A 10912-nucleotide genomic window follows, 5' to 3' on the forward strand; every position below is an offset into this window, starting at 1 on the left:
GACAACGTCGGATGGCGAGTGGGCAATTGGCTCCGCACGGTCCTGCGGCAAGCCGTTACACAGGCTGAAAAAGGCGGAAATTCCGAACTAGACCCAGCGGGTGCCCAGCCACATCCGGTCGTACCAGCTGTCGTAGGTCATCAACTGGCCGACAAAGATCGGAAAGAAATAGGCGAAGCACAGGGCGACCGCGACCACGTATCCGGTTGCGACGATCGTGCCGATCAACCGGCGGTCCGGACGGCCGGCTTCGTCCCGCGCCGGTGTCATGATCGCGCCCAGGACGTACACCACGGCCAGGATCAGGAAGGGCAGGGCGGGCAGCGCGTAGAAAGCGAACATCGTCCGGCCGTCCTTGACGGCGTACCAGAACCAGGGCAGCAGGCCGGCCATCACGCCCGTACCGATGGCCAGGGCCCGCCAGTCCCGCCGGGCGATGCCGAACCACAAAAGCGCGCCCAGCGCGGGCAGGAACGACCACCACAGAATGGGCGTGCCCAGCAGCAGGATCTCGCGGGCGCAGCTCGGGGCGCCGCAGTCGCCCGTGCCCCAATAGAACGGCACCGGGCGGCCCAGCAACAGCCATTGCCAAGGCCAGGATTGCGATGAATGCTGATCGGTCAGCCCGCTGTGGAAGGTGTACGCCACCGAGTGGTAATGCAGCAGATTGAGCAATGGGCCCAGAATCGGCGGTTCGCTCAGACCGTTCTGCTCGCGGTAATGCCGGAAATAGCCGGAGTCAGTGACGAACCAGCCCGTCCACGAGGCCAGATAGAAGATGGCCGTCAGGACGAAACTCAGCAGGCCCCAGCCCAGATCACCCACGATGCCGGCAATGAGCGGGCCACGGACGCCGGCGGAACGGCGAGCGCCCACCCGCCAGGCAACGATCAGCGCGGCCAGGAACGGCAGGAAGAACAGCGCGCTCCATTTCACCCCGCAGGCCAGCCCGAACAGCACGCCGGCGACGAGCAGCCACCACGGCACGATCCGCGGGACTTTCGGGGTACTGCTGGGGTCGTAGCCGTTCTCGAGCGCGCGCAGCAGGCGGCGACGGTAATGGTCGCGGTCGAGCAGCACCGCCGCGAAGGTCGCCAGGATGAACAGCCCGAGGAAGATGTCGAGCAGAGCGGTGCGGGAAAGCACCAACTGGAAGCCGTCGAGCGTCATCAGCAGGCCGGCCGTTCCGGCCAGCAGGACCGAGCGGAACATCCGGTACGCGACCCGGATCAGAATCAGAATCATCAGCGTGCCGGCGATCGCGGCCGAAGAACGCCAGCCGAGCGGATTGTTGCCGAACGCCTTCTCGCCGAGCGCGATCAACCATTTACCCAGCGGCGGATGCACGACGTACGCGGGGCCGTTGGCCTTCTCGTCCCACTCCACGCCGTGCTGGAGCATGTCCCACGCGTCGGTCGGGTAGTACTTCTCGTCGAAGATCAGCCGGCGCGGGCTGCTGACCCCGTTCAGGCGCAGGATCGCGGCCATCGCCACGATGACCGCGGTGACCGCCCACGAGTACGGATCGAGCCAGTTCTGCAACGTCGCCAGCCGCCGCCGCACGATGTCGGGCACCCCGCCCATTCCCGCGGCACCGGTCGGCGCAGGTGGGGGCGGGGTGAGCGCAGTCCGAGCTGCCGCCGCGATCGTCACCGGGCGATCGTAGGGTCCGCCGTCGAGGTCCGATCGCCTCGATTGCCGGAGTTCCCTGCTAACGGGGGAGGAGGCCGCCCGGCCGCTCATAGACGAATCTGCGGTGGGTGAGCGGCCAGGAGATGTACCAGGTGAACCCATGTGCCCGGACATGATGACGACGTACGACGCGACCGTGATCGTCGCAAAGACCAGGCGGATCCGCGGAGCCGCCAGCGGGCGGTCCGGCCGGTAGATCAGGCCGGCGTTGCTGTAGAAGAGCGCATGCGGGAGGCCGCGACCTTCAACACCAGGAAACCCACGAACGAGATGGCGACAGCGGGCGCCACCAACGGCAGCCACGTGGGGGTCTTTCCGTCGCACTTCAAGCAACGAAGATGGTGTCACCGTGTCCACCGAGGTGCGGCCAGATGTAACCGGCTTGATCGGCGGGCTCGCCCGAACGGGTGGCCGTCTCGTCGGCTCCGGTTCCGCTCGCGCATTCACGGGCAGACGGATCGATCGGGGTTCGCTATGGTGGCGCGGCTGATCATCCACGGGGAGTGTTTGCCATGACGTTTCGCCTACGCGCGCTCGGCGCCATCCTGCTGACCGCCGGTGTGCTCGCGGTCCCGGCGGTCGCACACGCCGCCGACGCCGACACCGCGAAGCTTGCCGCGCTGACCGAGCTCGACAGTGACGGCAAGGTCGCCTCCTACCCGGTCAAGCCCGGCGAGACCGTCCCCGTCGTGCTGGGGGTGGCCAACCTCGGCACCGAGCCCCTGCCGGGCGTCGTGGTCAACGTCCGCGTGGTCAACGACGTCGACCTCCCGAAGGAGTTCGGCAACTGCCAGTACTACGTCGACTCCAATCTCGACGGTGCCTGGTGCGAGATCGGCCGGGAGCTGGCCGTCGGCAAGACGTACGCTCTCGCGTCGTTCCCCGTGGCCGCCGCGGCGCAGGCGCGGGCCGACCGCTGGTCCTCGGTGATCTTCCAGTGGTATTCGAAGGCCTGGGCCGACCGGCAGGGCGGCATCGAGGCGCTGGCCAAGGCGGACAGCGGCCGCGGCACGACGCCCGCTCCCGGCCCCGGCGCCGGCATCGATCTCACAGTGCGCGAGCTGCCCGTCCCGGCCGAGCCGCGGGCGATCGGTTTCGCGCGGGTCAAGCTGGTCCTCCCGCCGACGAGCGAGCCGACCGCCACCCCGACTGCCACCGCGACCGCGACCCCGACTGCGACGCCCGCCACGACCGAGCCGACAGCGGCGCCCGCCACCACGGAACCGGCTGACGGCAGTGGCGGCGGGCTGCCGGTCACCGGCAGCCAGACCGCGACGGTCGCGGGGATCGGCGCCGCGCTGCTGCTCAGTGGCGCGGGGGCCCTGGTGGTCGCCCGGCGTCGCCGCAGGAGCTTCACCGCCTGACCGGAGATCTTGCCCGCCGAGGGGAAATCGCATGACTTCGCCGTTCGACGACGGTCCGGCGCAGTGGACCGGACCGCCGCTGACCGGGGACATGGTCCGGCAGGCCGAGGCGACTCTAGGCGTGCGGCTGCCGCAGGCGTACGTGGACCTGCTGCGACTGCGCAACGGCGGCGTGCTGCGGGACACGCGTCATCCGACGAGCTTCCGGACGTCCTGGGCGGCTGATCACTTTGCGGTGGACGTCCTGCTGGGCGTCGGATACGCCGAGGGCGCCGACGCTCAGTCCGCGTACCTGATCGCCGAGTGGGACTACCCGGACGTCGGGGTGGTGATCGGCGTGACGCCCTCGGCCGGCCCCGACACCGTCATGCTGGACTACTCCGGCTGCGGACCCGCCGGCGAGCCCGCGGTCGTGTACGTCGACGAAGACCGGCTGCCTCGGCGGGTCGCCGATTCGTTCGCGCAGTTCATGAGCGGTCTCGAGCCGGACGACGACGAGTAGCGGCCATCTTCAGGCGACGCAGAACTCGTTGCCCTCGGGATCCTGCATGACCACGTGGTCCAGGTGACCGTAGGACTCCTCGCGGACGGCGGTCGCGCCGGCGGCGACGAGCTCGGCCACCTTCACGCGGATGAGCTGCTCGCGTACCGCTGGATCCATCGGCTGCCCAGCAGCGACCCGGATGTCGAGGTGCAGCCGGTTCTTGGCGGTCTTGCCCTCCGGAACCCGCAGGAAGCTGATCGCCGGCAGCCGGCCCTCGGGGTCGATCAGCGCCGCGCCGTCGGCGAAGTCGTAGCCCGGCTCGTCGACGTAGCCGAGCGCCAGCGCCCAGAACCGCGCGAGCCGCTGTGGGTCCGCCGCGTCCCCGCTCACCGTCCAGTGTGTGGTCATGCCCCCATCATGGCCCGGTGGTGACGCTCTGTGCCGCAGTGGCCGACCAACTCGCCAGCAGGCGCAGCGCGTCCTGGGCCGGTGAGCCCGGCTCGGCGCTGTAGGCGGTGAGCGTCAGGCCCGGGTCGGCCGGCATCGGCATCGCCTCGAAGCCGAGCTTGATCTCGCCGACGACCGGGTGCCGCAGGTGCTTCGTCCCGGTCTGGTGCAGGCGTACGTCGTGCGCGGCCCACCTGGTCCGGAAGGTCTCGCTGCGGGTGGAGAGCTCACCGACCAGGTCCGTCAGCCCCCGGTCGTACGGGTCCCGCCCGGCCTCCGTGTGCAGCAGCGCGACCGTCGTGTTCGCCGCGTCCTCCCAGTCGGGGTAGAAGTCTGTCGCCCGCGGGTCCAGGAACGCGAAGCGGGCCAGGTTCGACGGCCGGGCCGGATGGTCGAAGACCGGCGCGTACAGCGCGTAGCCGAGCTTGTTGGCGGCGAGCACGTCGAGCCGGCCGTTGCGGACGAACGACGGTGCGTCGGTCATCGCGTCGAGCAGCTGCTGCACGCCCGGGCGGATCCTCAGCGTGACCGGGCGCCGCCGGGCCCGCGACGGGGTGTTGCCGGCCCGGGCCAGGTCCGTCAGGTGTGCCCGCTCGGCCTCGTCGAGCTGCAGCGCGCGGCAGATCGCGTCCAGCACGCTGTCGGAGACGCCACCGAGGTTGCCGCGTTCGAGCCGCGTGTAGTAGTCCGGGCTCACGCCGGCGAGCAGAGCCACTTCCTCGCGCCGCAGCCCGGGGACCCGCCGGTGGCCGCCGTAGTTCGGCAGGCCGGCCCGCTCGGGCGTGATCCGGGCGCGCCGGGAGGCGAGGAACTCGCGGATGTCGTTGCGGTTGTCCACGCACTCCACGGTACGGGCGGGCCGGCCGGCGATGGAGGTTCTGTCATTACCCGCCTCCCCTGGAACAGCGGCGGGCCCGCGATCTAGCGTGGCGGGCACAGGCCGGCGCCTTCCGCCCGGCCACCTGATCGAGGAGCGCGCATGGCGGCCGCCGTCACCCCCGGCGCCGGGCTGGCCCGCCTGGCGACCATCTACCGCGAGGGCACGCTCGGCCGGCGGCCGGTCGTGCCGGCCGACTTCGCCGAGCTCGAGCGCCGGGCCCGCCGGGTGAGCAGCAGAAAAGCCTGGGCGTACGTCGCGGGCGGGGCCGGCGAGGGCCGGACGATGCGGCGCAACCGGGCGGCCTTCGACCAGTGGGCGATCGTGCCACGGATGGCCGCCGGCGCCGTGGAACGGGACCTCTCGGTGCAGCTGCTCGGCGCCCGGCACACCACGCCGATCCTGCTCGCGCCGGTCGGTGCCGCCGCGCTCATGGGCCGCGACAGTGACGTGGCCATCGCCCGGGCCGCCGCGGCCACCGGCACCGCCTACGTCTTCTCCAACCAGGGCTGCAACCCGATGGAGGAGTGCGCGGCGGCGATGGGCGAGACCCCGCGCTGGGTGCAGCTCTACTGGAGCACCGACGAACGCCTGGTGGACAGCCTCATCCAGCGGGCGGAGGCGATCGGCGCGGGCGCGCTGGTCGTCACCCTGGACACCACCGTGCTGGGCTGGCGCCCGCAGGACCTCAACCTGGGGTCGCTGCCGTTCAGCCGGGGTCTCGGCATCGCGCAGTACACCTCCGACCCGCGGTTCCGGCAGATCGTCACCGAGCGGCTGGCGGCACCCCAGCCCGACAAGGCACCGGTACGGGTGACGCCTGCTGCCGTTCGCGCGTTGCTCGCGATGACCCGCAACCACCCGGGCCCGTTCTGGCGCAACCTGCGCTCGCCCGTCCCGCGCGCCTCGGTCGAGACATTCCTCGATATCTACTCCAATCCGGGGCTGAACTGGGAACACCTGGCGACCCTGCGCGACCGGACGCGGCTGCCGATCGTGCTCAAGGGAATCCTGCATCCCGACGACGCCCGCCGCGCGCTGGACCTGGGCGTGGACGCCATCGTGGTCTCCAATCACGGCGGCCGGCAGGTCGACAACGCCGTCGCCGCGCTGGACGCGCTGGTCGCCGTGCGCGAGCGGATCGGCGCGCAGCCCACGGTGCTGTTCGACAGCGGCATCCGTACCGGAGCGGACGTCTTCACGGCCCTGGCGCTCGGCGCCGACGCGGTGCTGCTGGGCCGCCCGCACCTGTACGGCTTCGCGCTGGCCGGCCGGCGCGGCGTCGAGGACGTGATCCGCAACGTGATCGCCGAGCTGGACCTGACCATGGCCCTGACCGGTGCCCCGAGCATCGCGGCGATCACCCGGGACCTGCTGCGGCGGGACAGCCGGCAGAGTGCGCCGCATGGCTGAGGTCGACGTGGTTCGTAAGTTCGACGGCCGGGTGCACCGCCGAGCGGCCGAGCCGTTCGACACCCACTACCGCACCTTGCTCGAACTCGTCCGACCGGCCACGAAGCCGACGATGGCCGCGACGACCGGCCGGTACGGCTCCTCCGGCTCCTGCGGCCACCCCGCGGCGTCCCAGGTGCCGAGCCGGTAGACCGCGGCCCGGACCAGCAACTGGCCCCACTCCGGCAGGTGCGCCCACCGCTCGATCACCCCTGTGCCGACGCCGTGCCACACCATCGCGTCGACCGCGGCGACGGCCGACGCCCACGCCGGCGGCCGCCAGTACGCCGGCCAGTCGATCACCGCGGGCGGGCGGCCGTCGGCGAACAGCACGTTGCCCAGCAGGTCGCCATGCACGATCTGCTCCGGTAGCGCGATCGGCTGCCGGGACTCCAGCAACTGGTCGAGCAGGGCGGAAGGTCTGCGCCGCGCTGGGGGCAGGTCGTCGCCGAAGGCGAGCTTGTTGCCGTACTCCCAGGGGTTGTCGCGGGTGTCGAGCAGCGCAGGTCGCGGCACGGCGGCGACCGCCTCGTGGAACGCGGCCCCGGTCCGGATCACGTCGTCGACGCGGCGCTGGTCCGGCTGCCCGGCGACGGCTCGGGCGGCCTCCCAGCCACCGGCCAGCCAGTCACCGTCGGCGGCGCGCACCGGCCGGGCGATCCGGAAGTGCGGCGACTCCGGCAGGGCGGCCAGCACGTCACTGCGCCAGCGGACCTCCTCGTCGCCCTCGGACGGCTTGAGGACGAGGTCGCCGATCCGCCATGTGCCGCCCTTGCCGCCGGCCAGCCGTACGGCCTCGCCTTGCGCGTCGAACGCCGCCCGCACCTCGGGCGGCGGCCCTTGATCTGTCATGGGTGACCGTCCTCCAGATAGAGCGTGGTGCTGGTGTGCAATGCGCGCAGAGCGGCCGCGGCGCGGCGGGCCAGCAGGGGAAGCAGCCGTTGCGCGGCCTCGCCGGGATAGGACCAGGCCCAGCTGCGCAGCTCGGCCTCGGGCAGCCGCACCGGATCGCCGCACCGGCCGCCGTCGAAGACGAGCATCAGACCGTCGGTGCGAGCGTCCCGTGGTGGCACCCAGTCGACGACGAGCAGCCGCCCCGGCATCACGCCGAGCCCGAGCTCCTCGGTGATCTCCCGCGCGGCAGCCGCCCGCGGTGACTCGCCGGCCTCGACCACCCCGCCGGGCAGCTCCCAGTAGGGCTTGTAAGTGGGCTCCACCAGCAGAATCCGGTCGTCGCCGTCACGCAGCAGCAGCGCGGCACCCATCCGCTTGCCCGGCAAGGTGGCGGTCCAGTCGGTCGTCACGGCGGCCAGAGTACGGGCCGCGGGAGGGTCGCCGGCGACGTTAGCCTGTGCCTGTGGATATCCAATCCGCGATCGCCGACGAGCGGCGCCGCGTCGCCGATCTGGTGGAGTCGCTGACCCCGGAACAGCTGGAAACCCCGAGCCTGTGCGGTGAATGGACGGTCAAGCAGGTGGCCGGCCACCTGCTGGCGGCGGTCGGCAAACCGGTGGCACCGGTGCTGCCGCTGCTCGCCCGCAGCGGCTTCAGCATCCACAAGACGAACGCCCGGCTGGCGGTCCTGACGGCGGAGCAGCCGGCGGCCGAGCTGGCCCGCGGCCTGCGTGACAACGCGGAGAACCCGTTCCGCCCGCCGATCGTGGGCTATCCGGGACAGCTGACCGACCTCCAGGTGCACGGACAGGACATGCGCCGGCCACTGGGCCTGCCGCACGGGCTGCGGCTGGAGCGGCTGCGGGTGTCACTGGACTTCCTGGTGGGCGGCCGGGCGGTCGGCTTCGCACCGAGGCGGCGACTGGCCGGGCTGCGTTTCGAGGCGGCGGATCTGGACTGGTCGGTGGGCGCGGGGCCGCTGGTGACCGGGCCGGCGGAGGCGCTGATGCTGGCGATGACCGGGCGCGGCGTGGCCCTGAGCGAACTGGACGGGCCGGGCGTGCCGATCCTGCGCAACCGGCTGAGCTGAGCCGGATCGGCATGTCTTCGGATAGTTGTCCGGGACGCGCGGATGTCCCCGAACCGCGCGCCACGCCGGGGACAAAAATGTCAGTCGCCGGTCATAGCGTCGCGGCATGGATGACAACGAGTACGTACCCGAGAACGACAACCGTCCGCACCTCAGCCTCGAGCGGCACCTGACGATCGGACCGCACGTCTACGAGCTCACCGCGTCCGGCACGGGCGACGAGAGCATCGGCCTGTCCCTGGTCGGCTGGGGCCCCACGGGCGAGGTGGTGAGCGAGATCAGCGGAGGGATCTCACCCGCCGACCTCGCCCCGGTGGCGGACGCGCTGACCTCGACCCTGGCCGGCCTGGCGGCGCTGCGCCGGCAACGCCTGTCGTCGGTGACACCGGCGCGGGCGACGTCCGGGGAGCGGCCGAAGCGCCACCGTAACCAAGGCACGCGGTGGTCGGCCGAGGACGACGAGCGGCTGGTCGCGCGGCACCGGGCGGGCGCGAGCCCGAGGGAGCTGATGGAGGAGTTCGGCCGCAGCCGGGGAGGCATCCTCGCCCGGCTGGAGCACCTCGGCCTCATCACCGCTGACGGAGTGCCGGTCGCCGCGGCGGAGGAAGGCGGTCCCGGCGAGGGGACGGAGGTGGTCGCCGAGGCGGCGTGATGCAACCCGCGCTGCACCCGGAGGTGAGCTCAGGTAGCCCCGCACCCACCCGATTCCTCCAGGTACCGGCGGACGGCTCCGCCGGTGAGCGGGCCCGGGCGTACCCCCCTCGGCGTCCGGGCCCGCTCAGCCAACCGCAGGCGGAAAGGGTGCACCGTGGTCACACCGGGGCCCAAGGGTCTGCACATCGGCATCGACACGGAGAAGGTCGTCGTGTCGCCCAGCCCGCTCAGGATGCGTACCGGCCGGGCCCGGCGGGTCCGCTGGGGTTCCGTCACCGAGGTCACGCCGGTCGCGCCCAGTGGGCGTAGCCGTCAGGACCGGATCCGGTTCGCCTCTCAGCTCACTCTTGTCCTGGTGATGCTGTCGGCGGTGCTGAGTGCGCTCGGCATCGCCTGGTGGATGGCAGCGGGTGGTTCGGTCGCGCTCATCGCTTTCGTGGCGGTCGAGCAGGCGCGTGCCGCCCGTACCGGGATCATCGCCCTGCCCAAGGGCGACAGCGCCCACGTGCTCGTCGCTCCGGAGGAACGGGCCGCGTTCGAGCGGGCGTTCGTGGTGGCCAAGCGGGTGCGGCGCACCTGGCCCGCGCTGCGCCACATGATCGACTCCGACGACGCGGATCGCAGCCTGTCGGCGGCGCTGGAGGAGCTCGCCGCCATCATGGCCCGCCGCCAGCAGATCCGTTGCCTGCGCGAGGAGCTCGCCCAGGCCACCCGGCACGACCTGCCGGCCGACAGTCCGGCGGTGCAGGCCCTGGCCGAGCAGCGGCTGCGGGTTGAGGCGCTCTGGAGGTCCACGGCCAGTGCGGCCAACCGGATCCTGGCGAGCATCAACGCTGCCGCGCTGGCGGGGGAGAACCTCATCCGCGAACAGCGCATCGGCGACACCGCCCGCGAAGCCGAACTGGCGATCTCCCGGCTGACGGCGGCCGGGCCGCCCCGCACCGAAGCCGGCCCGGAGCTCGCCGAACGCACCGCCGCGGTCATCGCCGCCTACCGTGAGCTGGCCTCCGGCCGCTGAAGAGCGCAGCGGATGGCGAGCTGGCCTCCGGCCGCTGAAGAGCGCAGCGGATGGCGAGCTGGCCTCCGGCCGCTGAAAGCGCCCCACGCGGCGAGCTGGCCCGGCCGACCAAGAGGGTCCGCAGGCGGCCGGCCGGCTTCCGGTCATTGCGGGACCGGCGATCTCCGGACCCGAGCCGCGCGAAGCGCAGCGTCAGGAGCGGAAGTTGTCCACGTTGGCCCGCGCTTTCGCGCCCAGATCCGTCAGATGCAGCGCCGCCCCCTGCAGCGACTCCGGCACCAGCCGATAAAACGTGTACCGCCCCCGAGGCTCAGCCTCGACCACCCCAGCCTCCCGCAACTGCTTCAGATGCCCGGACACGTTCGGCTGCTTGGCCCCGGTCTCCGCGACCAGATAGGCCGTACACGCCGGCCCGCCCGCCAGGATCTCCACCACCTGCGCCCGCAGCGGATCGGCCAGCAGCCGCACGACATCGGAGCCGGCTGATATCAGCGAATCCTGATGCGAAGGCGCCGCGGAAGAGGTCAGCAGGCCACCCAGCAGGTTCATCGCCTCCTTCTTGACCCAGTAATAGACCCACGTCCCGCGCCGCTCGCAGTCCACGAGACCGGTCTCCCGCAGCACCCGCAGGTGATGCGAGATGGTCGCGCCCGTGACCTCGAACGCGTCCGTCAGGTCGCAGACGCAGATCTCCGTAGTAGCCGCGATCAGCGACAACAGCCGCAGCCGCACCGGATCGCTGAGCGCCTTGAACATCGGTGCCAGCTCGACCGCGGCCTGCGGGGCGAGCGCCTGCGCCGACAGGGGAGGGCAGCAAGCCGCCGCCGGCGGGATCTCGACCACGGGAAGAACAGACATGCGGATAGCTTGACACCCGTCTAAGTCCGATGCAAGGTGGGGAAGGAGTTAGACCGCTGTCAAGCAAGAGGAGCTAGGGGCC

The 10912-nt window shown here is 71.7% G+C and carries 12 protein-coding genes; 6 read left to right on the plus strand and 6 right to left on the minus strand.

Features of this window, described 5'->3' with window-relative positions; translation table 11 throughout:
* Window positions 1-87 precede the first annotated feature (87 nt).
* Entirely contained in the window at window positions 88-1653 is a 1566-nt protein-coding gene (locus ACZ6S4_RS30650) for a dolichyl-phosphate-mannose--protein mannosyltransferase (RefSeq protein WP_465478427.1), read from the minus strand.
* A 551-nt stretch (window positions 1654-2204) separates the two neighbouring features.
* On the opposite strand from ACZ6S4_RS30650, the gene ACZ6S4_RS30655 reads away from it, so the two are divergent.
* Entirely contained in the window at window positions 2205-3056 is an 852-nt protein-coding gene (locus ACZ6S4_RS30655; protein WP_465478241.1) for an LPXTG cell wall anchor domain-containing protein, read from the plus strand.
* Window positions 3057-3087: 31 nt separating this feature from the next.
* Entirely contained in the window at window positions 3088-3558 is a 471-nt protein-coding gene (locus ACZ6S4_RS30660; RefSeq protein ID WP_465478242.1) for an SMI1/KNR4 family protein, read from the plus strand.
* A gap of 9 nt (window positions 3559-3567) precedes the next feature.
* On the opposite strand, the gene ACZ6S4_RS30665 is transcribed toward ACZ6S4_RS30660, so the two are convergent.
* Both ACZ6S4_RS30665 and ACZ6S4_RS30670 read right to left on the minus strand, forming a co-directional pair.
* Entirely contained in the window at window positions 3568-3948 is a 381-nt protein-coding gene (locus ACZ6S4_RS30665) for a VOC family protein (protein ID WP_465478243.1), read from the minus strand.
* Between the two features lie 7 nt (window positions 3949-3955).
* A complete protein-coding gene (locus ACZ6S4_RS30670; RefSeq protein WP_465478244.1) occupies window positions 3956-4825 on the minus strand; it encodes a helix-turn-helix transcriptional regulator in 870 nt (289 codons plus the stop codon).
* Between the two features lie 141 nt (window positions 4826-4966).
* Here ACZ6S4_RS30670 and ACZ6S4_RS30675 point away from each other — a divergent pair, with 141 nt between their 5' ends.
* Window positions 4967-6277, plus strand: coding sequence for an alpha-hydroxy-acid oxidizing protein (locus tag ACZ6S4_RS30675; protein ID WP_465478245.1), 1311 nt, complete (start codon window positions 4967-4969; stop codon window positions 6275-6277).
* Between the two features lie 66 nt (window positions 6278-6343).
* On the opposite strand, the gene ACZ6S4_RS30680 is transcribed toward ACZ6S4_RS30675, so the two are convergent.
* Together ACZ6S4_RS30680 and ACZ6S4_RS30685 are read right to left on the minus strand one after the other, a co-directional pair.
* Window positions 6344-7168, minus strand: coding sequence for a TIGR02569 family protein (locus ACZ6S4_RS30680; RefSeq protein ID WP_465478246.1), 825 nt, complete (start codon window positions 7166-7168; stop codon window positions 6344-6346).
* Window positions 7165-7620, minus strand: coding sequence for an NUDIX domain-containing protein (locus tag ACZ6S4_RS30685; RefSeq protein ID WP_465478247.1), 456 nt, complete (start codon window positions 7618-7620; stop codon window positions 7165-7167). The genes ACZ6S4_RS30680 and ACZ6S4_RS30685 overlap by 4 nt, the downstream gene beginning before the upstream one ends.
* Before the next feature lie 53 nt (window positions 7621-7673).
* Here ACZ6S4_RS30685 and ACZ6S4_RS30690 point away from each other — a divergent pair, with 53 nt between their 5' ends.
* From ACZ6S4_RS30690 to ACZ6S4_RS30700, 3 genes are all read left to right on the plus strand, one after another.
* A complete protein-coding gene (locus ACZ6S4_RS30690) occupies window positions 7674-8300 on the plus strand; it encodes a maleylpyruvate isomerase family mycothiol-dependent enzyme (RefSeq protein WP_465478248.1) in 627 nt (208 codons plus the stop codon).
* A gap of 106 nt (window positions 8301-8406) precedes the next feature.
* Window positions 8407-8952 (plus strand): hypothetical protein, encoded by a 546-nt coding sequence (locus ACZ6S4_RS30695; protein ID WP_465478249.1) that lies wholly within the window; start codon window positions 8407-8409, stop codon window positions 8950-8952.
* 156 nt (window positions 8953-9108) lie between these two features.
* Complete coding sequence (locus ACZ6S4_RS30700; protein WP_465478250.1) at window positions 9109-9972, plus strand: hypothetical protein; 864 nt, start codon at window positions 9109-9111, stop codon at window positions 9970-9972.
* 192 nt (window positions 9973-10164) lie between these two features.
* On the opposite strand, the gene ACZ6S4_RS30705 is transcribed toward ACZ6S4_RS30700, so the two are convergent.
* Window positions 10165-10830, minus strand: coding sequence for an ArsR/SmtB family transcription factor (locus ACZ6S4_RS30705; protein ID WP_465478251.1), 666 nt, complete (start codon window positions 10828-10830; stop codon window positions 10165-10167).
* Window positions 10831-10912: the final 82 nt, after the last annotated feature.

Source organism: Actinoplanes sp. NPDC051405 (genome assembly GCF_055586185.1).